At 41.2% G+C, this 24,072-nt stretch carries 23 protein-coding genes and 1 pseudogene; 10 read left to right on the forward strand and 14 right to left on the reverse strand.

The features are described 5' to 3' along the window. Window positions 1–510 precede the first annotated feature (510 nt). From AC5YCI_RS13040 to AC5YCI_RS13065, 6 genes are read right to left on the reverse strand one after another with little or no spacing between them, the layout of a single operon-like run. Window positions 511–1,170: a methionine ABC transporter permease gene (locus AC5YCI_RS13040; protein ID WP_496129875.1), complete on the reverse strand. Its 660-nt coding sequence runs from the start codon at window positions 1,168–1,170 to the stop codon at window positions 511–513. Beyond that, window positions 1,151–2,221, reverse strand: coding sequence for a methionine ABC transporter ATP-binding protein (locus AC5YCI_RS13045; protein ID WP_496129876.1), 1,071 nt, complete (start codon window positions 2,219–2,221; stop codon window positions 1,151–1,153). The genes AC5YCI_RS13040 and AC5YCI_RS13045 overlap by 20 nt, the downstream gene beginning before the upstream one ends. A 10-nt stretch (window positions 2,222–2,231) precedes the next feature. Further along, window positions 2,232–3,065, reverse strand: coding sequence for a MetQ/NlpA family ABC transporter substrate-binding protein (locus AC5YCI_RS13050; RefSeq protein WP_496129877.1), 834 nt, complete (start codon window positions 3,063–3,065; stop codon window positions 2,232–2,234). A 16-nt stretch (window positions 3,066–3,081) separates the two neighbouring features. Next, window positions 3,082–4,461 (reverse strand): LLM class flavin-dependent oxidoreductase, encoded by a 1,380-nt coding sequence (locus AC5YCI_RS13055; protein WP_496129878.1) that lies wholly within the window; start codon window positions 4,459–4,461, stop codon window positions 3,082–3,084. Continuing rightward, window positions 4,461–5,672: an SfnB family sulfur acquisition oxidoreductase gene (locus AC5YCI_RS13060; protein WP_496175648.1), complete on the reverse strand. Its 1,212-nt coding sequence runs from the start codon at window positions 5,670–5,672 to the stop codon at window positions 4,461–4,463. Before AC5YCI_RS13060 ends, AC5YCI_RS13055 begins: the two co-directional genes overlap by 1 nt. A gap of 10 nt (window positions 5,673–5,682) precedes the next feature. Further along, window positions 5,683–6,882, reverse strand: coding sequence for an SfnB family sulfur acquisition oxidoreductase (locus AC5YCI_RS13065; protein WP_496175649.1), 1,200 nt, complete (start codon window positions 6,880–6,882; stop codon window positions 5,683–5,685). A 479-nt stretch (window positions 6,883–7,361) separates the two neighbouring features. Between AC5YCI_RS13065 and AC5YCI_RS13070 the strand changes: the two genes are divergently transcribed. After that, on the forward strand, window positions 7,362–7,859 hold the full coding sequence (locus tag AC5YCI_RS13070; RefSeq protein ID WP_496129881.1) for a Dps family protein: 498 nt from the start codon (window positions 7,362–7,364) through the stop codon (window positions 7,857–7,859). A gap of 71 nt (window positions 7,860–7,930) precedes the next feature. Here the strand turns inward: AC5YCI_RS13070 and AC5YCI_RS13075 are convergent, their stop codons facing one another. Beyond that, entirely contained in the window at window positions 7,931–8,578 is a 648-nt protein-coding gene (locus tag AC5YCI_RS13075) for an IclR family transcriptional regulator (protein WP_496129882.1), read from the reverse strand. A gap of 150 nt (window positions 8,579–8,728) precedes the next feature. Between AC5YCI_RS13075 and AC5YCI_RS13080 the strand changes: the two genes are divergently transcribed. The 3 genes from AC5YCI_RS13080 to AC5YCI_RS13090 all read left to right on the forward strand — a co-directional run bounded on the left by AC5YCI_RS13080 (window position 8,729) and on the right by AC5YCI_RS13090 (window position 12,956). Then, the gene (locus AC5YCI_RS13080; RefSeq protein ID WP_496175650.1) at window positions 8,729–10,981 is read left to right on the forward strand and encodes a cytochrome P450/oxidoreductase; all 2,253 of its coding nucleotides are present in this window, start codon (window positions 8,729–8,731) and stop codon (window positions 10,979–10,981) included. A 48-nt stretch (window positions 10,982–11,029) separates the two neighbouring features. Continuing rightward, entirely contained in the window at window positions 11,030–12,403 is a 1,374-nt protein-coding gene (locus AC5YCI_RS13085) for an MFS transporter (protein ID WP_496175651.1), read from the forward strand. Window positions 12,404–12,746: 343 nt separating this feature from the next. Further along, the gene (locus AC5YCI_RS13090; RefSeq protein WP_122902335.1) at window positions 12,747–12,956 is read left to right on the forward strand and encodes a cold-shock protein; all 210 of its coding nucleotides are present in this window, start codon (window positions 12,747–12,749) and stop codon (window positions 12,954–12,956) included. 48 nt (window positions 12,957–13,004) lie between these two features. Here AC5YCI_RS13090 and uraH read toward each other — a convergent pair whose 3' ends face one another. Continuing rightward, window positions 13,005–13,403 (reverse strand): hydroxyisourate hydrolase, encoded by a 399-nt coding sequence (gene uraH, locus AC5YCI_RS13095; protein WP_496129885.1) that lies wholly within the window; start codon window positions 13,401–13,403, stop codon window positions 13,005–13,007. A 1-nt stretch (window position 13,404) separates the two neighbouring features. Further along, a complete protein-coding gene (locus AC5YCI_RS13100; RefSeq protein WP_496175652.1) occupies window positions 13,405–13,896 on the reverse strand; it encodes a heme-binding protein in 492 nt (163 codons plus the stop codon). Between the two features lie 120 nt (window positions 13,897–14,016). Here AC5YCI_RS13100 and AC5YCI_RS13105 point away from each other — a divergent pair, with 120 nt between their 5' ends. After that, window positions 14,017–14,679: a heavy metal response regulator transcription factor gene (locus AC5YCI_RS13105; RefSeq protein WP_496129887.1), complete on the forward strand. Its 663-nt coding sequence runs from the start codon at window positions 14,017–14,019 to the stop codon at window positions 14,677–14,679. Between the two features lie 2 nt (window positions 14,680–14,681). Then, window positions 14,682–16,052, forward strand: a complete 1,371-nt coding sequence (locus AC5YCI_RS13110) for a heavy metal sensor histidine kinase (RefSeq protein WP_496175653.1) — start codon at window positions 14,682–14,684, stop codon at window positions 16,050–16,052. Here AC5YCI_RS13110 and AC5YCI_RS13115 read toward each other — a convergent pair. Next, window positions 16,012–16,707, reverse strand: coding sequence for a cupin domain-containing protein (locus AC5YCI_RS13115; protein ID WP_496129916.1), 696 nt, complete (start codon window positions 16,705–16,707; stop codon window positions 16,012–16,014). The two genes, AC5YCI_RS13110 and AC5YCI_RS13115, sit on opposite strands and share 41 nt — an antisense overlap. Before the next feature lie 138 nt (window positions 16,708–16,845). Here AC5YCI_RS13115 and AC5YCI_RS13120 point away from each other — a divergent pair, with 138 nt between their 5' ends. Then, window positions 16,846–17,787, forward strand: a complete 942-nt coding sequence (locus AC5YCI_RS13120) for a LysR family transcriptional regulator (protein WP_496175654.1) — start codon at window positions 16,846–16,848, stop codon at window positions 17,785–17,787. Between the two features lie 89 nt (window positions 17,788–17,876). Then, window positions 17,877–18,566, forward strand: a complete 690-nt coding sequence (locus tag AC5YCI_RS13125; protein ID WP_496175655.1) for an FAD-dependent oxidoreductase — start codon at window positions 17,877–17,879, stop codon at window positions 18,564–18,566. 15 nt (window positions 18,567–18,581) lie between these two features. Here AC5YCI_RS13125 and AC5YCI_RS13130 read toward each other — a convergent pair whose 3' ends face one another. From AC5YCI_RS13130 to AC5YCI_RS13140, 3 genes are all read right to left on the reverse strand, one after another. Then, on the reverse strand, window positions 18,582–19,340 hold the full coding sequence (locus AC5YCI_RS13130; protein WP_496129891.1) for a thioesterase II family protein: 759 nt from the start codon (window positions 19,338–19,340) through the stop codon (window positions 18,582–18,584). Between the two features lie 336 nt (window positions 19,341–19,676). Next, complete coding sequence (locus AC5YCI_RS13135) at window positions 19,677–20,840, reverse strand: zinc-dependent alcohol dehydrogenase (protein ID WP_496129892.1); 1,164 nt, start codon at window positions 20,838–20,840, stop codon at window positions 19,677–19,679. A gap of 139 nt (window positions 20,841–20,979) precedes the next feature. After that, complete coding sequence (locus AC5YCI_RS13140) at window positions 20,980–22,056, reverse strand: AfsR/SARP family transcriptional regulator (RefSeq protein ID WP_496175656.1); 1,077 nt, start codon at window positions 22,054–22,056, stop codon at window positions 20,980–20,982. Between the two features lie 369 nt (window positions 22,057–22,425). On the opposite strand from AC5YCI_RS13140, the pseudogene AC5YCI_RS13145 reads away from it, so the two are divergent. Beyond that, window positions 22,426–22,554 (forward strand): annotated as a pseudogene (locus AC5YCI_RS13145) (ABC transporter substrate-binding protein); the annotation flags it as partial. Here the strand turns inward: AC5YCI_RS13145 and tnpA are convergent. Continuing rightward, entirely contained in the window at window positions 22,543–22,950 is a 408-nt protein-coding gene (gene tnpA, locus AC5YCI_RS13150; protein ID WP_496175657.1) for an IS200/IS605 family transposase, read from the reverse strand. The pseudogene AC5YCI_RS13145 and the gene tnpA sit on opposite strands and share 12 nt — an antisense overlap. An 89-nt stretch (window positions 22,951–23,039) precedes the next feature. Between tnpA and AC5YCI_RS13155 the strand changes: the two genes are divergently transcribed. Next, the coding region (locus AC5YCI_RS13155; protein ID WP_496175658.1) for an RNA-guided endonuclease InsQ/TnpB family protein at window positions 23,040–24,072 on the forward strand (1,033 nt) is incomplete at its 3' end.

The raw sequence follows: 24,072 nt of genomic DNA on the forward strand, positions 1-24,072 counted from the left end.
GGCAGTTTTTAGGGCTAAAAAACCTTATTTTTTATGTTCGCTTTGAATAAAGGTCTGTTATTTTTGGTATTTTATGCTTTAGGTGCTGTAAGCGCATGGCTAAAATTGTTTATTTAACAGAAGAGTCTTGTAATTCTAGTGGTTCAATTACAGTACTAAAATCTGATTTTTAGTCGATATTTTAATAAAATACAAATAAAAACAATAACATATATTTATTTTAAAACCAATTAATGCCTCATTTTTAGAGTAATAAAAATTACAAATAACGTAATTAAAGTGTTTTTAGGTAAAAAAATAGATATTTCACCTATATTTTGTAATTTTTTGTTTTTATGGTTATACTGAATTTGACGTAAAACAATTATAAGCGCGTCAATTATGGAGGATAAACAATGAGCATCATTGAGTTAAGCGTTTTGTCGGCATCAGCCACAGGGATGATAATTTTAGTTTATAAAATTGGTCAGCTATTTTATTAAAAAAAGCCCCTCAAGTGAGGGGCTTTTTTTAGATCTTACGTTTATCAAGTTGTTGAGAAATGCTATCGCCTGTGGCTTGTACCAACATCACTAAAACCACCAAAACAACAATCACGGCTAACATGATTTGCATATCAAAACGTTGGTAACCATAGCGGTAAGCAATATCACCTAAGCCACCAGCCCCAATCGCACCCGCAATTGCAGAAGAGTTGATCATGGTGACTAAGGTCACAGTGAATCCTGCCACAATGCCAGGTAGCGCTTCTGGCAATAGCACATGCCAAATAATTTGTTTACGGTTACAGCCAATCGCTTGTGCCGCTTCAATTAAACCTTGATCGACTTCACGTAAACTGACTTCAGCAATTCGGGCAAAGAAAGGGGTGGCTGCTAAAGTCAATGGCACCACCGCAGCCCACACACCGTAACTGGTACCAACAATTAAACGTGTCAGCGGAATGAGAGCGACCATTAAAATTAAGAAAGGAATGGAGCGGGTAATATTGACGATCCAGCCTAAGGCTTGATTGGTACTTTTTGAAGGATAGATTCCATGTTCTGAGGTGCTGACCAGAACCACTGCCATGGGTAGACCAATTAAAAAGGCAAACAGGGCAGATATACCAACCATAAGTAAAGTATCAATGGTGCCTGTAAGTAATAAATCAATAAGTTGGTCGTGCATAGCCAAGCTCCTCTACCCCTGCAACGTGTTGTTGTAATTTTTGTTTGAGCTGATATCGATCTAAAGATGTACTGTGTACAGCAATAATGATCGTACCAATCAAATGTCCTTGGATTTGATCCACATGACTTTGTAGTAATTGTACGGGGTGATCAAAAACTGTAAAAATTTGCGTTAAATCGGGTGACTGTTGAACATTAGATTCATAGCGCAACTTTAAAATACAATGGGTATCGTCTGCATGAGGCTGTGAATGCAGCTCGAATGGCAATTCAAGTTGTTCAAGATTAAGCAGCTCTTGGGTAATGGCTTGCTGTGGACGTGAAAACACCTTCCAAACTTGTCCTGCCTCGACAATTTCACCGCCTTCAATCACCACCACTTCATCACAAATTTCGCGAATCACTTGCATTTCATGGGTAATTAAGACGATGGTTAAGCCTAATTTTTGATTAATTTCTTTAAGTAAACTCAGCACCACTGAGGTACTTTCTGGGTCAAGCGCCGAGGTTGCTTCATCACAAAGTAAAATTTCTGGATGATGCACTAAAGCACGCGCGATACCGACACGCTGTTTTTGTCCACCTGAAAGTTGCGATGGATAATGCTCAGCTTTATCCGCTAAACCGACCAAACTTAAGGCTTCATCTACACGGCTTTTGATTTGATCTGGCGCCACACCGGCAATTTTTAGGGGTAAGGCGACATTGGACCATACAGTTTTGGCAGACATTAAATTAAAGTGCTGGAAAATCATACCAATACGTTGACGTAGTCGAATTAAATCTTGATGACTCAATTCTGCTAAATTTTGCTCATGAATATGAATACTGCCTGAGCTAATTGCTTCTAGACCATTTAAAGTACGAATCAGAGACGATTTTCCTGCGCCACTTTTACCAATAATGCCAAAAATCTTGCCTTGAGGAATATCCAGTTGGATATTTTTTAAGGCATGTACCTGACGACCTTGCACATCATAATATTTATTGAGGTCACGAATTTTAATATGTGGAACAGCAAAGTCCACCTGTGCGCCAAAACTCACCATATCGTTCTCCTTATTTCCAACCTGGGAACCACAAAGTGCTGCCAAAATCTGCATCCAAAGCTGCTTTTACTTTGGGTGAGTTTTGATAGACATGGACAAATTTAGCAAGTTTGTCGCCTTTATCTTCGTAGTCTTCACGTACTGCAAATAAGATGGCATAGCGGCTATTGGTATTGTCATCAAAGAGCAATGCTTTTTCTGGATCAGCCGTTTTTGCCATGCGTAAGTAATGTGGGTAGCCAAAGGCTAAATCAACATCATCAATAGCACGGGCTGTTTGTGGTCCTTCTACTTCAATAAATTTAAAGTTTTTTGGATTGGTGGCAATGTCACTCAGCCTAGATAAATAGTTATCTGCATCTTTTAAGCTAATCAGGCCTGCTTGTTGCAGCAGTTGTAGGGCACGGCCTTGATTGACAGGATCATTGGGAATAGCTACGCGCGCTTCTTGTGGAAGCTGATCTAAGCTTTGATATTTTTTTGAATATAGACCGACGTGAGTGGCGGCACCTTTGGCAAAGGCTTTAATTTTAAAATCAGTTTCTTTTTTGGCATTGTCTAAAAAGGGTTGATGCTGGAAGAAGTTCGCGTCAATATCGCCATGGTTTAAGGTAATATTAGGTGTATTCCAGTCGGAAAATTCAACCAATTTGACATCTACCCCTTGAGCTTTAACTTCTTCAGCAGCAATTTGTAAGGGTTTGGCAAAAGATGGGCTAATACCGATCACCAGTTGTTCATGAGCGGTATTTTGATTAAGGCTCCATGCACTCAAGCCTAAGATTAGCGCTGCTGCAACTGCGCCAAGGCCTAGTAATTTCTTTTTATTGGTTTGTGCTGTCATGTTCAATATCCTAAAATTATGCACTTATGTGTTGTGAAGTGATGTTTTGATCAATTCGGTAATTGTGTACGGGATGGTTAGAGCCTAAACGATCACCTTGACCGATAAGTTTGTGGCGTAAGCTGCCTTCTTGATAAGCAGTCTTATAGCGGCCGCGTTGTTGCAGTTCGGGTATCACGTAACGAATGAAATCTTGATGTGATTCAGGTGCAACCGTACGGGTCAGGTTAAAACCGTCAATGCCAGTTTCATCTAAATAATCAATCAATTGCTGTGCTACGCTTGCCCCACTGCCAATAAATAGCGGATAGCGTCCGCCCAATATATGTTGTTGTTTGAGGTCAGCAACGCTAACACTTTGTTGTTTAAAGCGTTGATTCACAGAAGCAATGCTATTGGTTTTTTGGTAGGGAATGGCCTCATGTTCTGAGAAACGCGCTAAATCTATTCCCACTGAACTTGAAAAATGTGCCAGACCGGCCTCTGGGCTGGCATAGCGACAATATTCAGCAAATTTTTCGTGGGCCTGTGCATCTGTTGCTGCTGTAACCACAGTAATGCCCACAAATAACTTGAGCAGCGCTGGATCACGTCCTTGTTGCTTAGCCAAGTGCCGAATAGTGTGTACTTGCTTTTGAACTTTTTCAGGTGTATCTGCACCAATAAACATCGCTTCAGCATGCTCGGTCGCAAAACTTAAACCACGGCTTGAAGCACCCGCTTGAAACAAAACGGGCGTGCGCTGGATAGAGGGTGCGACTTGAAACACCCCTTGGCTTTGGTAAAATTTACCTTGATGGTAAATCGCATGTACTTTAGTGGGGTCGGTAAAAACCCGAGCTGCTTTATCTTTTTGAACCGCATCTTCTTGCCAAGAACCTTCCCAAAATTTATAGCATAGGCTTAAAAATTCTTCGGCCTGTTCATAACGTAAATCATGTTCAGTTAAGCTGGTCTGACCGACTAAACGTGCTGCGCTGTCTAAATAGCCTGTGACAATATTCCAGCCAATCCGACCTTGGGTTAAGTGGTCTAGGCTGGCAAAGCGCCGTGCCAATTGATACGGATTCTCATAGCTTAAATTCACGGTAATCCCAAAGCCCAAATGTTGTGTCACTGCTGCCATGGCAGACACTAAAGTACTTGGGTCGTGGCTTGGCAACTGGATGGATTCTTTTAAAGTTAAATCTAAACTGTTTTGATAAACATCATAACTGCCCGTAATATCAGCGATAAATAAGCCATCGAATAAACCTTGTTCTAAAGTTTGTGCCAAGTCTATCCAGTAGCTGAGTTGATCGAAACGATGTGATTCATCTCGTGGATGCGTCCATAAGCCATGATTAATATGCCCTACACAATTCATGTCAAAGGCATTGAGTAAAATCTGTTGCATTACAAAGTCCCTCGACGTGGCGGCAGTGTGCCATTTAATGCAAATTGCCCAATAAAATAATATTTCCAGCGTGCAGCATCATGTAAGGTGTGTACCCGTGCATTGCGCCAAAAGCGGTCTAAACCTGCTTCACGTTGGCTCCCGCGGCTACCTGCCAGTTCAATCAATTTAGAGGCAGCTTTAAGCGCAGTTTCTGAACTATGGGCACGTACTTTGGCCACATCAATCGAAGCTTTGGCCACATTGTTGGCATTAGGCTCGGGGTAGGCAGCATCAATCGATTGTGCCGCTTGCTTGAGTAAGACTTCGCTGGCGCGCACATCGACTGCAATCCGACCAACTTCATAAATAGTAAGTGGATCTTGAACGGCGCTATCAACTTGAGCATCAATCCAAGGACGTGCTTGATGAATACGTGAGCGCATTTCTTCGAAAGCAGCACGTGCAATTCCAACTTCGATGGCAGCATGCATAATTTGCGCAATTGGGCCAACGAGGGTGGGCTGTGAAAAGGCAGTATCAAAGGGAATGACATCTTCGGCAGCGACAGAAACTTGATGAAACTTAACTGTGCCGCTGCCTGTGGTGCGTTGACCAAAGCCGCTCCAATCATCAATAACTTCTAAGCCTGCACTTTCTCTTGGAATAAAAGCTAAAAACTCTCGTTGCTCGGCATCTTTGACCAAAGTTGGAATACGGTGTGCAAATAAACTGCCTGTACAATAAAATTTCTCACCGTTAATCACGTAGCCCTGTTCAGTTGCTTGTATGGATGTCTGTTTTAGACTGGCATTTTTGGTTTTAAACTCGGCAAGAGCATTACCAAAACGAGCACCTTGTAATACCTCTTGATACAGTTTTTGTTTTTGTTGTTCATTTCCTGTATTACGTAATACCTCTAAAGCATAGAAGTGATTTTGTGGAATTTGTCCAATTGAACCGTCTACACCGCTCATCAATGCAATCACTTTGGCAAGGGTTAAACGAGAGACTTCAGCCCCACCATAGATTTTAGGTACTGTAATGGCCCATAAACCCGATTGACTATAGGCTTCAATGTGTTCAAAAGGTAATAGGCGTTTTGCATCACGCGCGATTGCACCTGCTTTAAACTGCTCAGCTAACTGTGCTGCAATGGCTAAGGCTTCTGCGTCGGACTCAATCACATGCGCATGCTGGCGAGAGGCTTCAATCACTTGATAAGAGGTCATATTGTTCTCCTTAAATCCACGCATGACGTGCAGGTAACACATCATTTAAGTAATAGTTGCCAATGGCATGAATTTTCCAGCGTACTGGATCGTGTAGGGTATGGACACGCGCATTGCGCCAATGCTGATCAAGGTTATGTTGACTTAAGCTTGCGCGACTACCGCCAAGTTCAAGCAGTTTTTCTGAAATGTGTAAGGCAGCGTCGTTGGCATAGACTTTGGCCTCTGCCACCAAAATTGAAGCTTTGGCGGCGTCCTCAAAGCTCATATTATGTTGGGCTTCAAGCTGTTCTAAGTAGTCTGCCGCTTCATCGAGCAGTAAGATGGCTGCATCCAATAAAATGTTTAAACGACCCACTTCATGCAGGGTGTAATGCTCAAGGCTGGCTTTATCTACACCACTGTCGATAATCGGACGTGCCTTATGAATGGCGGTTAATGTATCGGCAAAAGCAGCTTCAGCAATGCCAACATCAATCGCGACTTGTAACAGTTGTGAATATGCACCGCGATAATTAGGAGTTTGAGTTAAAATTCGTTCATCAAAAATTAATAAAGGATCAATAGCAACGTGCTCAAGTTTCACGGTGCCACTTGAGGTAGTACGCTGACCAAAACCGTCCCAATCGTCAATCACTTCTACTCCTTGAGCATAACGATCCACCAACGTCAGCACCACATGTCCTTCAGGATGAATGGCTTTAATCGCCAGCCAATCGGCGAATTGACTGCCTGTGGAATAAAACTTTTCTCCATCGACAAAATATTGACCGTTTTCATGGCTTAAATGTGTGGCTAAGGTTTTGGTATCTTTGGTGTTTTTTTCAGGCCCACCATTGGCTAAACGTTTGCCTTGCAAAATTTGCTCAAATACAAACTGTTTTTGCTGCTCTGTGCCCATCAGTTCAATCAGGTACAAGAGGCTGATTTGATTTTGTGGAATTTGTCCTAGACTCGAATCGGCTTTATTGAGAATACGAAACACATGTGCCAAGGTCTTATGCGAAATACGTGCACCACCAAAAGATTTTGGAATACGCATACCGCCTAAACCACGTTGACTAAAGGCCTCAATTTCATCAAAAGGTAATAGGCGTTGTTGGTCGCGCAGGTTACGACCAGCTAAAGCCAAATCTGCCACTTGATATGCTGCAGCAATTGCCTCTTGATCCGAGTGAATATGTTGTGCTGGAGGATGTAAACGTGTCATAAAGCATTCCTTATCTAATGCCGACACGTTAACCAAGCGCATTTTGCAAGAGAAATGGCGATTTATGCAGAAAATAGCAAAAAAAGTGTTTAACAGAAAAAGCCACAAGTAGTAGCAAAAAAGTGCTAATCTAAGTCTTTGATTTTTTATTTGTTTAGGTGGTGTACTGTTGATTTTTAGACACTATGGTCAGGCATAGATATGCGTTAAAGAGATATCTAAACTTAAAAAATGTATAAATTGCAGCAATTAAAGCAACACAACAGTCTAATTTTTACCACGACATCACAAAAGCATAGAGCAATGCCCAAGACAGTGATGATAAAGGTCTATACATATCAGTCAATGCACTCAGTAGCTTGCAGCAAGATGTTGAAAATTGCTCAACAAGTACAGCATTTTTGTTAAGCTTTATACTGATTATTACAAAGCATGCTATGGTGTTTGGGCTGTGAATCAATAAAAAATGGAGTCATATTGTGGGACATAAAAACCAACCCAAATCAGCCAAAATCAATATTGGTATTTCAACAGAAGATCGCAGTAAAATTGTAGAAGGACTCTCACGCTTACTCGCGGATAGTTATACACTGTACTTAATGACGCATAACTTCCATTGGAACGTGACAGGGCCACAATTCAATAGCCTACATAATATGTTTATGCAACAGTACACTGAACAATGGAATGCCTTAGATATTATTGCAGAGCGTATTCGGGCCTTGGGATTCCCTGCACCAGGTACGTATAAACAATTTGTTGCGCTGGCGTCTATTCAAGAAGTAGAGGGCGTACCCAAAGCAACCGAAATGATTCAAATTTTAGTGAATGCTCATGAAGCTGTGGCACGTACTGCGCGTGGTATTTTTGAGGTAGTGGATGCTGCTAATGATCAGCCGACAGCAGATGTACTGACACAACGACTCGATGTTCATGAAAAAACAGCTTGGATGCTCAGAAGCTTATTAGAAGAGTAAATGTGAAATTTAAATCAGCCAAAAAAAACGACCAGAGATGGTCGTTTTTTTTTGGCTGCTGCTTGAGGAGCTTAAGCTTCGCCACTTAAGGCCAATGCTGCACGTTGTAAGAACGGCAAATAACGTGCAATATCAATCTCGCCCAATTGAGTTACACCTAAGGTCATGTGGCGTTTGGGGATCGGCACATATAAACCTGCAGCACCTTGTTGCAATACATTTTGTGAATAGGCATAGCCTTGCTGGCGTACCTGCTCTAATTGGCTGTGTTGATGGGCATCGGTTAATAAGCTTGCCAACACTTGACCTGCTGCCGCAATGCCAATGGGATGCCTTGAACCTAGTTGATAATTAATTTTTAGCAATAAATTCTCTGGAAAAGCAGTCTTGACCACCACACATTCTTGTCCTTCAGCAATGACTAAGGCGCTGGGCATATTGGTCAACTGTGCTAACTCATCCAAAACCACTTGAGCTTGTAAAGGAATAAGACGGCTGTAGCTGCTATATAAGTCAATCACTTTGCTGGCCAATTCGACCTGATTACTGAGGTTAACCCTCACCAAACCTTGCTGTTCTAGGGTGTGTACAATCTTATACATCGTAGTGCGATTGATCTTGAGTGCACTGGCAAGTTCAGCAATGCTCAGCTGCGCATTTTTTTGCGCCACATAATTTAAAGTGATTAAACCTTTTTCTAAAGTTTGTAGTGTATCCATTATGATTCTCTGATATATTTAATTTATAAAATTATGTATCGCTTTTTATTTGTCGATGGATTGACAAGTTGAGCGCGCTTAAAGTAGGCTATATTTTATGAATTAGAACAAGATGTTCTATATTAGAACAATAGATGAAGGATAACAACAATGAATAGCTACGTGGCCAAGGAAGGGGCAGGCTGTCCGTTTCATCAGCTGCAAGATGCAGCCAAAAGTTTTGATTTCTTTGATCAGGCTTATCAACAAGATCCTGCGACTGCCTTGCACGATTTTCGTGAGCAGTTGCCGATTTTTTACTCTGAAAATATGGGCTATTGGATCGTCACCCGTTATGACGATGTCAAAGCTATTTTCCGTGATCCAATTGTCTTCTCAGCGTGTAATGCACTGGAAAAGCTTACACCCAATAGCCCAGAAGCAGATGCGATCTTAAAAAAGTATCACTATGCAATGAATCGCACCTTGGTCAATGAAGATGAACCAGTGCATATGCAACGCCGCCGTGCTTTATTGGATGCCTTTGCACCACAGCAGCTAGAAACACTTAAACAATTTGTACATAAGCTGGTAACAGAAAAAGTTGAGCAATTTGCCCATAAGCAAAAAGCTGATTTAGTCGCAGAATTATTCTGGGATGTGCCTTTAATGGTGGCGCTGCATTTTTTAGGTATTCCTGAAGAGGATATGCAAGAACTGAAAAAATTTGCTGTGGCACATACTGTCAATACTTGGGGTCGTCCAAGTGTAGATGAGCAGTGTGCTGTCGCTGAGGGTGTGGGGCAATTTTGGCAATACTCGGGTCAAGTGCTAGAAAAAATGAAGCAACAGTCGGATGGTCAAGGCTGGATGTATGACATGATTGCGCAAAATAAAGCCATGCCGGAGGTGGTCACCGACAATTACCTGCATTCTATGATGATGGCGATTATGGTGGCTGCACATGAGACCACATCATTGGCTGCAAGCAATGCAGTGAAAGTATTACTAGAACGTCCTCAACTTTGGCGGAAGTTGTCTCAACACCCGGAACTCATCCCTCAAGCTGTAGAAGAGTGTTTACGTTATGCAGGTTCCGTAGTGTCTTGGCGCCGTCAGGTGACACAAGATATTCATTTTAATGGTATTGATTTTAAAGCAGGCGATAAAATCTTTTTAGTCTCTGCAACGGCCAATCAAGATCCACGCCACTTCAATGCACCGGATGAAATTGATCTATATCGCGATAATTCTGCAGAACATCTCACCTTTGGTTATGGTGCCCATCAATGTATGGGACGTAACATTGGACGCATGGAAATCTGTATTTTTATTGAAGCACTTACTCGTCATTTTCCGGATTTAAGGCTCTGTGATCAAGAGTTTGTATATTTAGCCAATACATCGTTTCGTGGTCCTAAAGCGCTGTGGGTTGAATGGCAACATGAGCAATCCACTCCAGCGCGTATGGATTTTAAAATAGGTCCACCTGATTCTAAGCACCTGTATCGTCAGGTAAAAGTTCAACATATTGAACAAATCAATGCATGTTGTAAAAGTATTGAACTGGTGGCAATAGCAGATGATTTACCGACTTGGCAGGCGGGCGCGCATGTTGAGCTACATCTGCCCAATGGCTTACAACGTAAATATTCTTTATGTTCGGCAGTGGATGATCAACACTACCGCATTGTGGTCAAACATGCCGACAATAGCCGTGGTGGTTCGGCGTGGTTACACCAACACTTAAAAGTAGGTGATGCTTTAGATATTCGTGGCCCTAAGAACTTTTTTCAACTCAATCTGCAGGCGCAGCAACATGTATTGCTGGCAGCAGGGATTGGTATTACGCCTATTCTCGCTATGGCGAACCAACTTAAACAACACGGTCGTGATTATCGACTCATTTATTTAGGAAGAGATGAGGCACAAATGCCGCTGTTGGATGAGGTTTTAGCTCGACATCCACAGACTCAAGTTTATCTAAGCCACATACAACGACTGGATTTGACCGATTTATATCAAAGTCTTGCGCCACAAACGCAGTTATGTGCGTGTGGTCCGGCAGCTTTGCTCGAGCAATTACAGCAATTACATTGTAATGATGCAGTCGAACTGACGATTGAACACTTTAGCGCTTTAAACCTTGAGCAGAATAATCAAGCCTTTGAAGTTGAGCTGATGAGCAGTCAACGTACATTGCATGTTACAGCACAGCAGACCCTATTGGAGTGTTTGCTTGAGCATGGCGTGGAGATCAGTTCAGATTGTAAAGAAGGCTTATGTGGCAGTTGCCAAGTGGAGGTGGTAGAGGGCGCCATTGAACACCGCGATAAAGTACTCACTCCCACAGAGCGTGATGCCATGCGACGTATGATGAGTTGCTGTTCACGTGGTCAAGGAAAAATCAAGATTAATTTGTAAAACAAGTAATTAAAACATCTGTCGTTAAGGAACAACGAGGACATGTCTATGAGTGAAACGATAACAACAACTGCAAGTGCACCAGCGGCACATGATACCAGCGCAGATCGTAAAGTTGCTTATGCAACGATTGTCGGTACCACCATTGAGTGGTATGACTATTTTGTCTACGCTGCTGTTGCAGGCTTAGTCTTTAATCAACTGTTTTTCACACCAGCAGGGCCACTATTTGCAACATTGTTGGTTTTTGCTTCGGTTGGAATTAGCTTTTTATTTCGTCCACTAGGTGCTTTTATTGCAGGCCATTACGGGGATAAAATTGGTCGCCGTGCAATGTTAGTGATTACCTTAATTTTAATGGGAGGATCAACAGTTGCCATTGGTTTGCTTCCTACCTATGCCAGTATTGGTATAGCAGCACCTATTTTGTTGATTTTATTGCGTATCTTGCAGGGTATTTCAGCAGGTGGTGAATGGGGTGGTGCGGTATTAATGGCAGTTGAACATGCACCTAAAGAAAAGCGTGGTCGTTTTGGCTCTTATCCTCAGCTAGGGATTCCTTTTGGATTGCTGTTAGCTTCTTTGGTATTAGTGATTATGACTAAATGGGTTGCGCCTGGAGAGGCGTTTACCGAATGGGGCTGGCGTGTACCTTTCTTATTAAGCGTGGTTTTGTTATTGGTGGGCCATTGGATTCGCCGTGCCATTGGTGAGAGCCCAGTATTTGAGGAAATTAAACAACGTAAAGCCACGAATGAACAGCCAATTAAAACCTTATTCAAAGATCATAAGTTAACGGTGTTTTTAGCTGCATTACTGTGTGCTGGAACCACAGGCTTAGGATATATGACCACAGGTGGTTTTATTCAAAACTATACCACCAATCCAGCAGGTCCAATTGCGCTAGAACGTTCAACAATTTTACTCTTAGTCACACTTTCAGCTGTAGTGTGGGCATTTTTTACTTGGTTCTCGGCAGTATTATCAGATAAGTTTGGCCGTAAAAAAATCTATATCTTAGGTGCAGTTTTACAATTGGTTGCTGCATTGGTGGTATTTCCACTGGTGGATACTGCAAACTATGCAGGAATTGCTTTAGCTTTATTCTTTTTGTCTATGGGCGTTGGCTTTACCCATGGTGTTAATGCAATTTTATATACTGAACTGTTCCCTGCATCTATTCGTTTTTCAGGTATTTCCATTACCTATGCGATTGGCTCAATTATGGGCGGTGCCTTTGCACCAATGATTGCGGCATGGCTGATTGGAGTGTCAGGTTCAACCACGTTAGTGACCATCTATCTCATGTCATTAGCAGGTTTAGCCCTGTTGGCGATCTGTTTGCTTAAAGATCGTACCGGTATGCCACTTGAATCGCGTTATGAAGCTGAGCAAAATCAGTCGCCACTCATTTGGAAATAAAATTTATCAAAGCCCCAATAATTGGGGCTTTTTCTGTTTTAGCTAGGGTCGTTTCTATACTCTAGTCATTCAAGAGTAGGCATTTTAGCCTGTAATTGGGAATTATTGCTGCTAGAGTAGACCGTTGGTCAAATAAATAGAAAAAAACCTCGTATATCTGATGTTTTTACTTTAAAATAAAACTTCAACATAAAAACGATATTTGGTTGGTGTTTTTTTTAAATTTCGGTGTGTTATTTATTAATTCTTCGCAGTCTAATTTTCAAACTAAAATCTCAATACGTTTTGAAGTCAAATCTCTTTTATGCACATGCATAAATATTAAAATGAAATAGGTTTTTATATGTCAAATACTATGACTGGTACAGTAAAATGGTTTAACGAAACTAAAGGTTTTGGTTTTATTCAACCTGAAACTGGTCCAGATGTATTCGCACACTTCAAAGAAATTACTGGTTCTGGTTTCAAAACATTAACTGAAGGCCAAAAAGTGTCTTTCAGTGTTGTTGAAGGCCAAAAAGGTCCTAGCGCTGTAAATATTGTTGCACTTTAAGTCTGCAATATAAAAAAAGCCTGATCAAATGATCAGGCTTTTTTTTGTTTAATTACCACGATATGTAGAATAACCATAAGGGCTCAGTAATAACGGAATATGATAGTGCTCAACAGAACCATCAGTTTGAAAAATTACGGGTACTTCAGGGAAGAACGTCTGTTGTTGTTTGGCTTTAAACCAGTCACCAGTCTTAAAGGTTACTTTATAAGTTGTGTTGCTGAATTTTTGCTTTTCTGGAAATAAAGCGCTAATACGGCCTTGTTGATTGGTCTTTGCTTCAGAGAGCTTAACCCATTGACCATTTTTTTGTTCTTCAAGCACCACATGTACATTGGCAGAAGGTAGGCCATTTTCCAAATTTAGTACATGAACGCTCAGTGGGTTTTGGGCCATAGCTTGAGTTGTAAATAAAACAGTGCTCATGGTTAAAAGTTTAATGAACATATTATTTTCCTTTTAAAGATAGATGTTTTTGGATGATCTGTTGAACTGCCTGATTGGCGCATGCATGGTCCTGCTCAGAGCCACCAGCACCTGCCACACCGAGGGCACCTAGCAATTTCTGGTCAACATAAATGGGGATTCCACCGCCTAAAAGTAGCAAATTATCTAAAGTGTTTAGATTCTGTGCATCAGGATTGCTTTGAGCCTGGCGCATAAATTGCAGGGTTGCTGTTTTGGTTGAAAATGCGGTATAGGCCTTTTTTTGCGCAGCAATTAAATTGTGTGGGCCCACTGTTTCATGGCGTTGACTAAAGAGCACTTGCCCACCTTGATCGAGCACTACCACAGCCGCAGGCTGACTCAATTGTTGGCAGCTCTGCATGGTTTTCTGTCCAAGTTGCTGAGCAAAATTTAAATCCATCGCATAGTGCGTGGGTAAGGCCCAACTCATGCTACTCATCAGTAGCACAGTTATGCCCAGTATGCTTTTCATGATTTTTCATCCAATCTCATCTGATGCCACAAGCTTAATCAAAACTTTGCTTGGATAAGATGACAATCAAATTACTGATTTGTAATGTGCCTAAGGCTAGATTTTATTTACAATAGCAGTATGAAAATTCTTATTGTTGAAGATCAGCTGAAAACAGCTGAATTCCTTGCTACAAGTTTAGCCGATTCAGGTTATTTTACTGAGCATTGTCAAAATGGTCGGCAGGCCTTAGTTCACCTCCACAATGAGTGTTACGATTTGGTATTGTTGGATGTCATGTTGCCAGAGCTCGATGGCTGGCAGGTGTTACAAACGCTAAGAACTTTTTCTAATACGCCAGTGCTTATGCTCACCGCCAAAGATGATGTATTAGATCGTGTTAAAGGTTTAGAGTTAGGTGCAGATGATTACTTGGTGAAGCCTTTTTCTTATATCGAACTTTTGGCACGGATAAAAAGTGTTTTACGCCGTGTGGGCCATAGTGAACCGACCGCTTATACCTATCAAGATTTAAAGCTTGATCTTGTGCAACATCAAGTCACACGTGCTTCTCACACTATTGCATTAACCGCCAAAGAATTTGCTTTATTACATCTGTTTATGCGTCATCAGGGTGAAATTTTAACGCGTGCTCAAATTGCTTCCGCAGTATGGAAAATTAACTTTGAGACAGATACCAATGTGGTTGATGTTGCGATTCGACGTTTGCGCAGTAAAATTGATGATGACTATACCACTAAGCTGATTCATACCATTCGTGGTATGGGCTATCGTTTAGGATGAGTATGAAGTCGCTCACTCTGGTACAGCGTTTAAGTTTGGCGTTTAGCATTGTCAGTCTGCTGGTGTTTAGCCTCATTGGTTGGTTGTCATATCAGAATATGCAACATATTTTAGATCAGCAGTTGCAACAACAGCTGAGCGCACGTATTGAGCGTATGAGTGTGTTTTTGCAGCATCCTGATAGCCTAAATTTGTTGATACAGTATCCCAAATTGTATCAAAATATGGTGGGTGAAGCCGATAGCTTATTGATTTTAAAAGATCGTCAGCAGACGTTAATTAATATTAATCCACAGCAGTTACCATTGCCGCAGCTGTCTAGTGCTGCACAGATCCAATTTGTAGATATCAATACCCATAGCCTTTCTATGCGCTTAGCCTATCAATCCTTTGAGCATCGGGGTCAGTATTATGACTTGATTGCAGGTAAGGCGAGCCATGAACATAGGCAAACCTTAATCGCGTATTTACGACAATTAGTGTTGTATAGTGTGTTAGGGATTATTTTGTCGAGTCTATTGGGGGCTTATCTAGGGCGACAGATTCTATCTAGCCTGACTCAATTGATTGCTGATGCACAAAGAATTGATTTAAATCGGTTGTCGCAGGTATTTAATGCTCAGCCATCGAGTCCAGAACTCAGTACGCTAGCGTATACCCTGAATCAGATGCTGATCAAGATTGAAAATAATTATTTGCAATTGGCTCGTTTTTCAGCCGATATTGCTCATGAATTACGTACGCCTTTAAATAACCTGATGGCACAAACGCAATATGCTTTATTAAATCAATATGATGCTGAGCAATATGCGCAGCTCCTCGATCGGCATTTAGACGAGTATCAGCGTTTAAATCAGATGATTAACAATATGTTATTTATTGCTAGAGCAGAGCAAAACAATACCGCGTTGACCTATCAAAAACTAAATTTAAAAGTGGTGCTTGAGGAGCTAGTCGAATACTTTGAATTATGGGCTGAAGAAAAGCAGATGTCTTTTCAGTTAAGTCTAGCAGTCGAAACTGTCTACGCTGATCTTGAACTTATACAAAGGGCTTTATCAAATTTAATCAGTAATAGTCTGCAATATGGGCAGCCTCAGCACATCATTCAGATCCATGCTTATCAACAACAGCAGCAGACCGTGATTGAGGTACTTACCCCAAATGTGCAAATTGCTGAACAACATTTAGCCCATTTGTTTGAACGCTTTTATCAAGTGGACAGTACCAGAACACAACAACAAGGTGGCTTAGGCTTAGCCATTGTGCGCGCCATCATGCAATTGCATGGCGGTGAAGCAAAAGTTCAAAATACGCAAAAGGGTGTGGTATTTAGTTTGATCCTGCCTCGGTCTTCTGCCATAAATGCATAGCATGCAGCAGATGCCCACGTTTGAGATATAAGATGGTATCTGGATCTGATTGAGTAAAATGCAATTGATCGTGCGCGGCAAGACGTAGCCATGTGCCTTGAGTGAAAACAGTCTTATGCGTATGAAGTGCCCCTTGTACAATCAATAATTCTACACCTTGTGGGTCTGAGAGGCTAAAAGGATGGGCCAAGCGAGGTTTGAATAAATAGGTGTTCTCATATGGATCTTGGTACAAGTCTAAACGTAGCCCATAGCGTGTATTCACCCAAAGTGACGCATCGTGTGTATTGATGCGAACTGGTGTTTGTTCTGTGGCTTGCATTTGCATGAGTTTGACAAAAATAATGCAACCCGTTGCACTTGATGGTTGATGCTGGGATTGATGGGGATTACGTAAATACCAACCTTGCGCATAATGTTGCTGGTCATTTTCTGTAAATATGCCAGACAATACTAAAATTTCCTCCCCCAACGGATGATCATGACTCGGGAAGTTTGCACCTTGTGGGTACTCAACTAAACTGGTAGCACGGGCACGCTCTTGTCCAATGCGTTCTAGCATCACGCGATTCACCTGTCCGCCAGGGGAGGGTGTCCAATGATAATCTTCCGGACACAAAATAACGGTTTGAGTAAAATCGGCGTGTAATTGCATGGCCATATTTGATCTGAAAACGACTGCTGCAGTATAAAACAAATTGGGATAGAAAATTAAATGTAGATGTTTTTTACAAAAACTAGAACAAAATCAAATTTATGCGCACAATATTCAAAACACGATGATGAGATTGTGATGGATTCACGACAAATTAAATATTTTATTAGCATTGTAGAGGCCGGTAGTATTGGTAAAGCGGCAAAAAAATTGCAGCTTGGGACATCTGCCTTGAGTCAGCAAATTGCCAAACTTGAGGATGAACTTTCAACGCGCTTATTACAACGCAGTGCCCAAGGCGTGACCCCTACCCCTTCTGGTTTAGCATTTTATAAACAAGCGCAACTGGTACTCCGGCATATGCAATATGCAGTGGAAGCTGCGCATTCTTCACGCTTATCTGGTCATGTTAGTATTGGGATGTCGCCAAGTCTAGCATCTGTGTTGGGTGTACCACTGATGCAATTGATGCAAACTCGTTACCCTGATATTAAAGTGCATTTGGTGGAAAGTTTGTCAGGTAATTTAAGCCATTTGGTGAATGCGCGTCAGTTGGATCTTGCCATTATTTTTACTAAAGACGTTGACCCACAATGGTCGATTCAAGCCTTGCTTGAAGAGCAAATGTTTTTAATGGCAACGCCAAATTTATTAAAAAAATATGAGCTTGCTAAATGTATTCAACAAGGCGAAATTAATTTTGAACAGGCCAATCGTCTACCTTTGGTGTTGCCGAGTCAACGACATGGTCTACGTAAATTTCTTAATCAAAAAGTTGATAATATTCAAGTGAGTTGTGAAATTGATGGTTTACATCTGCTTATGGATTGTGTGGCCAATTTAGACATGGCCACTATCCAGCCAGGAAGTGCTCTATTTCCATCCCTTAAAGGTCGTTTATGCTTATTGAAAATTAAACAGCCGGATTTATCGCGGATTAATTATTTAATTAGTCTAGCTGAAGAACAATTGTCACCTGCTTCTTTAGCAGCAAAAGTAGCGATTAAACTCTGTATTAAAGACTTGATTCAAAAGCAAGTTTGGCCAAGCGCTACGCTTATAGACCAATCTCCTATTTAATAAAATTAAATACCTATTTAGTCCCTGCTTATCACTACCGTGATCACTTTTTGATTACATTGAACAAAAATCGAGAAGGGAAACAAACGATGCATGATGTCGTTGTGATTGGCGGTGGGAATGCCGCACTTTGTGCAGCTTTGACTGCACGTGAGGCGGGTGCCTCAGTATTACTCATTGAAGCTGCGCCTAAACTATGGCGTGGTGGCAATTCCCAACACACACGTAACTTGCGCTGCATGCATGATGCACCGCAGGATGTCTTAGTTGAAGCCTATCCTGAAGAAGAATATTGGCAAGATCTACTCAAGGTTACAGGTGGAAAAACCAATGAACACTTGGCACGTTTAGTGATTCGTAGTACAGCTACATGTCGAGATTGGATGCGTAAGCATGGGGTGAATTTTCAACCGCCATTATCAGGTGCTTTACATGTGGCACGTACCAATGCTTTTTTTATGGGTGGGGGTAAAGCCTTAGTCAACGCCTATTTTCGCAGCGCAGAAAACTTAGGGGTAGACATTTTATATGACACCAAAATTGAGCGTTTAATCTTAGAAAATGGGCAATTTATGGCTGCTGTTGCCGAGAGCTTTTTTCAACTGTTAAAACGCGAGAGGATCAAAAAGAAAATATATGCATCAAGAACTGAGGCTAGGTCTGATATGTTTGAATATATTGAGATGTTCTACAATACAAAACGCAGGCATGGTTCCAATGGTCAGCGTTCTCCATTAGATTATGAAAAGGCCCATCAAAAGATGGTTACGTGTGTCTAGAATTTTGGTGGCTATTCAAAGTGATGTGCTGGCTGTATGTAGAGTTTGGAATTTTTCTTCGATACAAGACAGCATGTGCTTGAGGATATTGGGCTGGGTAAAATAAAAATGATGACCTGTAAAGGCAATACGCCCTAACCAACGTTGAGTATAACCTTGCCAAGCATCCAACATTTGAGTTGTTGTTAAATCTGGATCTTGATCGCCATGTAAAAGCAAAACAGGGAGATGGGTTTGACAGGGTGGCGATTGTGAAATCAAAGCATCACTTAAAGCAAAATCATGCCGAATAAGCTTAAAACAAAGACGTAGCATATCAGGGTGCTTGAAAATATGTGCGGGCACATATTGGTAGTGTTGTAATTGTTGTACTAACGCTTGATCATCAAGTTGATGTTTCGCTAATAAATGTTGGCTGTGCTGTGGTGCTGGACGACTACTGATTACGAGCATCTTAATACGTGGCCATACAGCTTGATTTTTTAAAGCTTCTACTACCGGCCAGATCAAAGCGGCTCCTAAGCTGTGTCCAAACAAGATGATCTCTTGAGTGGTTCTATCGTTGATCTCTTGTGCAAGCTGCTGACTCAGGGCTTTGATATCAGATTCAAGTGGCTGAGCGAATTTTCGCCCATGTCCAGGATAGTCAAGTGCCAGCAAATGGCAGGAGGGATGAAGGTATTTTTGAAAAGCTTGATAGATGGTTGCGCTGCATCCGGCAGGGGGGAAGCATACTAGGGTATAGGCTCGAGATTGCCCGTCACACTCTTTCATAGTGGAAACCTATTGTAAAATTAAGCTGCATCAACTCAGATATTCAGTCATCTGGTTATCGATGAGAAGAATAATGCTAATATTGGTAAATGATAATTATTAATTATTGTAATAGATTTTTATTTTTGTTTGTATTGAAATAATTAGAAAAACTAAACATAGATTGGTAAATTCGATGTAAATGATGAGATTTTACGTTTTTACTTTAAGCTATGCTTATTTTATGATCATGGACATGAAAAGCGATCGCATGCTTTCTACCTGATTTCTCGTTTCGTCCCAGCCATCTACCCCCTCTCGGCTGGGATTTTTTTTGCAGTAATGAAATGAGTTAAATTAAGGGGTTAAAATAATTTTACGACTATCTTGTTCGCATTGGTCAAAGATACGGTAGGCTTCACTTGCCTCTTCGAGGCGCATGTTGTGGGTGATAATGACCTCTGGTCTTAAGTCGCCATTTTCAATATGCTCAAGTAAGGTGGGCAATAAATGATGCACATGCGTTTGTCCCATTTTAAAGGTTAAACCCTTATCAAAAGCATCACCCAATAAAAAGCCATGAATTGGTCCTGCATAAACGCCAGGAATGCTCACTGTGCCACCACGACGTACTGCAGCAATGCATTGCCGTAGGGCAACGCCACTCGAACCTTCAAGCTTTAAGTTGGTCAGCACAGTTTCAATAACGCTGCCTTTGGCTTCAAAACCTACTGCATCAATAACCGCATCTACACCGCGATAACCTGCTGTTCTTGAGATAATAAATTCAGCAGCATCAACATGATCGAAGTTGACTGGAATTGCACCATAGGTATGATGCGCAAAATCTAAACGGTAATCGTGATGATCGACAATAAAAATTTGCTCAGCACCAAGCATCTTGGCACATGCGACCGACAGTAAACCCACTGGCCCTGCACCATACACCGCCACACTTGAGCCCGCTTTCACCTGCGCATTGGTGACAGCTTGCCAAGCAGTGGGTAAAATATCAGTTAAAAATAAGACTTTTTCATCTGGCAGTGAGCCTGGAACTTTAAATGGCCCTATATTGCCTTTAGGTACCCGGACATACTCAGCTTGTCCGCCTGCAATTCCACCGTATAAATGACTATAGCCAAATAAGGCTGCCCCCGGAGGAATCTGCTTTTTGTTGATAATGGCACCGCGACCCGTATTGGTTTTTTCACATGCTGCAGTGAGATCGTGCTGACAGAAGAAGCAATCACCACAGGCAATGACAAAGGGAATAATAACACGATCACCTTTTTTGACTTGATGGACTTCAGGACCGACTTCTTCCACAATTCCCATAAATTCATGACCAAAAATATCGCCTGCTTGGGTCGCCGGAATTTTACCGCGATATAAATGCAGGTCTGAGCCACAAATTGCTGTTGCTGTCACCCTTAGAATTACATCATCTGGCGCTTGTATGATCGGATCCGCTACCGTTTCGACTCGCACATCCCGTGCGGAATGATAAGTTAATGCACGCATACTCGATGTCCTCTTAAGAGTTTAAGGCTTTAGCATAGGTAAAACCTTAGCTTGCTGTGTATAACAAGTGGGTTAAAGCTGTAGCGATATGCAAGTAAAAGATGCAGTCTTGTGAACATGAAATAGGTTGTATTTTTAACTAAGTCTCTAATAACGCGTACATATGTTGGTATAACTGATGTTCACGAGGTAACAAATCGATAATTTGCTGCAGTGCATCTAAGCGCTTTGGTGCACGGCTCAGTAAGTCCAACAGTGCGTCCACATCGTGCATTTGATAAATGAGTTGACTGAACTTAGCATCAAAACAATGTCGCCATGCGATTAAAGTAGGGCTTTCGGTTTTGGCTAAAAATGTACCGCGGTAGAGATTAAAGCTGCTGGCAATGAGCCCCTGCTTGAGTGCTTGTTCGGCTTGTAAAAAATCAGCTTCAACATGGCAACTTAAACGATAAGTACGATTTTCTAAACAATTGGGTAAATAACGCCTTAATACTGAAATTTCGGCTTTTAAAGTATTTAAAGCTACCTCACGCTCACCATAAATTGCATGATGGAGTTGTTCTAAATTCATCCCTTGGGGATGGAGCGCTAAAATAGCCAAAATTTCAATTTGCCGCAGACTTAATGGTAAACGTTGTTGATTAAACACTACATAGGCTGGCCCTAAAGTATAGAGTTGTAAACGTTGCTGATAGCGCAGTGCATCCGACAATAAACGTGCACAGTGACTGGCTGCACATATCCCGAGTGCATTGTGTCGATTAGATTTGGTGGATAAATTGACAACCCCTTGTAGATGGCCTGAGATTGGATCCAAAATAGGAGCGGCATAGCATACCCAATCACGTACGCTATCCATTTCATTTTCATGTGAATGTACACAGGTTGCCTGTTGTACATTAAGTGTTAGACCAATGGCATTACTGCCGACTGCTTGCGTGGACCAATGCCCACCTTCTACAAAATGGACTTGTTCGGCAGCAGTTTGCATGAGGCGACTATTCCATGTACGCATTAACGTACCATACTGATCGGTAATGCCAAGCGCCATATTTGATTGTTTTGCAATATCAATGAGCTCAGATAAACATAGTTCGATACTTGAGTAAATATGACTCATGTGTGGCTGTATATGAAATACAGGCGCTGCTAAAGGCGTTTTGGGCTGGATTAAATGTTGGGTTTGTAAAGGATGCCATCGTTGAAGGTCCATCACCACGATCCTATTTTTGTTATTTTTTATTTTGACTCATGCAGTGTTCCATACTGCACCGATATAGGATGTTGTAGCATATCTTGCATGCTAAAGCAGTATATAGCTGCCCTAAAAATGCGCATTCTTTTAGGCTTTATGTAACCTGAGTTTGCAGTATTTAAAAGTCTAAAACAAGAAGATTGGTAAAAGGTTGGTTTGAGTCAGTTAAAGAAAAAATACAATATATAATTCATTTAATATCATGGGGTTGTGCATAAAATTTAGCTTTATTTTTTTAGTCGAATAGCAATTTTTGAGTAAATCTTCTTTGATAAAGATATGCTTTTTTCGGACTTAAAAAGCAAGTACAACAAAGGGATCAGAATAATGCTATTAAACGAACAACAATTGCTGCGTGCTTATCAGCGTATGCGTGATATCCGTGAATTTGAAGATCGCTTACATGAAGAAAATAGCGGTGGCGATATTCCGGGTTTTATTCATTTATCCGATGGAGCGTAAAACCTCGGGGTTTAGCCCGAGGATATAAGCGACTGGCGTAAGCCATTCATGCGGCGTTTGCTGTTGTTCGATATACTGCTTAATAATCCCAATAGGCGCACCTCCGCACGATGCAGCGAAGTAACTAGGCGACCACAAAGCATTACCCCATAGCTTGTTTCTGATTTTAGGAAATTGTTTTCTTAAATGACGACTCGATACACCTTTTAAACTATTCACTACATTTGAAACAGCAACTTTAGGTGGATAATTAATCAATAGGTGTACATGATCATGTTCACCATTAAATTCCACCAATTGAGCTTCAAAGTCTAAGCAGACACGTTCAAACACTTCATACATTGTTTCGAGAATGTCTTTGGTAAAAACATCTCTACGATATTTAGCCACAAAGACTCAATGAGCGTGCATATTAAAAACACAGTGACGACCTGTTCTAATCTCTTGCCTATTACTCATAGCCTAAATATATTTTAATAGTGAAAACCCTTAAATTACGCATAAAAGACAAACATTGCAAGGTGCTAGACCAACTCGCATCAGAGGTCAACTTTGTTTGGAATTATGTGAATGATTTAGGGTTTAAGCATCTTAAGGGTAAAGGTGAATTTCTATCGGTATACGATATTGCAAAATACACCAAAGGTACATCTAAGGAATGCAACCTACATAGTCAAACCGTACAAGCGATTACAGAAGAACTGATCACTCGAAGAAAGCAATTTAAAAAAGCAAAGCTGAAATGGCGTGTAAGCAACAAGACGTCAGCACGAAGATCGCTTGGATGGATACCATTTAAAAAATCAGGACTAAAATATGCTGATGGGTATGTTGAATATGGAAAAACTAAATTTGGCTTATGGGATAGCTACGGACTAAGCAAATATACTGTTAGAACAGGTTCGTTTGTTGAGGACAGTCGTGGGCGTTGGTATGTATGTCTTGTGGTTGACTTTTCGAAGCAAGAAAAACCAATGGCAACCAAAGCTATAGGCATTGATCTAGGCTTAAAAGATATTGCCACCTGTTCTGATGGCACTGTAATTTCAAATCCTAAGTTCTATCGCCAGTACCAACAGAAATTAGGTATTGCTCAACGAGCAAGAAATAAAAAACGTGTACGTGCCTTACACGCCAAGATTGCAAACTGTCGTAAAGACCATTTGCATCAGGCAAGCAGCATGCTTGTTAAAAATAATGCAGTCATTATTGTAGGTGATTTAAGTGCCAAGAAACTTGTAAAAACTAAACTAGCAAAATCTGTTTTAAATACAGGATTTTCAGCACTAAAAACAATGCTCAAGTATAAATGCGAGAACGCAGGGGTATTGTTTGAGGAAGTCAATGAAGCCTATACCTCCCAAACTTGTTCGTGCTGTGGTGAGATCACCGCAAGTAGTCCGAAAGGTAGGACAGGTCTTGGAATAAGAGAGTGGGAGTGCGCGAGCTGTGGTACGGCTCACGACAGAGATAAAAACTCAGCTCTAAACATTCTTGCGCTTGGGCATAAGC

Source organism: Acinetobacter sp. CY17 (assembly GCF_059515825.1).

Bases quoted from the DNA above. Each gene is read 5' to 3' on its own strand.
- AC5YCI_RS13040 (WP_496129875.1), bottom strand. From the start codon at position 1,170: ATGCACGACCAACTTATTGATTTATTACTTACAGGCACCATTGATACT.
- AC5YCI_RS13045 (WP_496129876.1), bottom strand. From the start codon at position 2,221: ATGGTGAGTTTTGGCGCACAGGTGGACTTTGCTGTTCCACATATTAAA.
- AC5YCI_RS13050 (WP_496129877.1), bottom strand. From the start codon at position 3,065: ATGACAGCACAAACCAATAAAAAGAAATTACTAGGCCTTGGCGCAGTT.
- AC5YCI_RS13055 (WP_496129878.1), bottom strand. From the start codon at position 4,461: ATGCAACAGATTTTACTCAATGCCTTTGACATGAATTGTGTAGGGCAT.
- AC5YCI_RS13060 (WP_496175648.1), bottom strand. From the start codon at position 5,672: ATGACCTCTTATCAAGTGATTGAAGCCTCTCGCCAGCATGCGCATGTG.
- AC5YCI_RS13065 (WP_496175649.1), bottom strand. From the start codon at position 6,882: ATGACACGTTTACATCCTCCAGCACAACATATTCACTCGGATCAAGAG.
- AC5YCI_RS13075 (WP_496129882.1), bottom strand. From the start codon at position 8,578: ATGGATACACTACAAACTTTAGAAAAAGGTTTAATCACTTTAAATTAT.
- AC5YCI_RS13080 (WP_496175650.1), top strand. From the start codon at position 8,729: ATGAATAGCTACGTGGCCAAGGAAGGGGCAGGCTGTCCGTTTCATCAG.
- AC5YCI_RS13085 (WP_496175651.1), top strand. From the start codon at position 11,030: ATGAGTGAAACGATAACAACAACTGCAAGTGCACCAGCGGCACATGAT.
- AC5YCI_RS13090 (WP_122902335.1), top strand. From the start codon at position 12,747: ATGTCAAATACTATGACTGGTACAGTAAAATGGTTTAACGAAACTAAA.
- uraH (WP_496129885.1), bottom strand. From the start codon at position 13,403: ATGTTCATTAAACTTTTAACCATGAGCACTGTTTTATTTACAACTCAA.
- AC5YCI_RS13100 (WP_496175652.1), bottom strand. From the start codon at position 13,896: ATGAAAAGCATACTGGGCATAACTGTGCTACTGATGAGTAGCATGAGT.
- AC5YCI_RS13105 (WP_496129887.1), top strand. From the start codon at position 14,017: ATGAAAATTCTTATTGTTGAAGATCAGCTGAAAACAGCTGAATTCCTT.
- AC5YCI_RS13110 (WP_496175653.1), top strand. From the start codon at position 14,682: ATGAAGTCGCTCACTCTGGTACAGCGTTTAAGTTTGGCGTTTAGCATT.
- AC5YCI_RS13115 (WP_496129916.1), bottom strand. From the start codon at position 16,707: ATGCAATTACACGCCGATTTTACTCAAACCGTTATTTTGTGTCCGGAA.
- AC5YCI_RS13120 (WP_496175654.1), top strand. From the start codon at position 16,846: ATGGATTCACGACAAATTAAATATTTTATTAGCATTGTAGAGGCCGGT.
- AC5YCI_RS13125 (WP_496175655.1), top strand. From the start codon at position 17,877: ATGCATGATGTCGTTGTGATTGGCGGTGGGAATGCCGCACTTTGTGCA.
- AC5YCI_RS13130 (WP_496129891.1), bottom strand. From the start codon at position 19,340: ATGAAAGAGTGTGACGGGCAATCTCGAGCCTATACCCTAGTATGCTTC.
- AC5YCI_RS13135 (WP_496129892.1), bottom strand. From the start codon at position 20,840: ATGCGTGCATTAACTTATCATTCCGCACGGGATGTGCGAGTCGAAACG.
- AC5YCI_RS13140 (WP_496175656.1), bottom strand. From the start codon at position 22,056: ATGGACCTTCAACGATGGCATCCTTTACAAACCCAACATTTAATCCAG.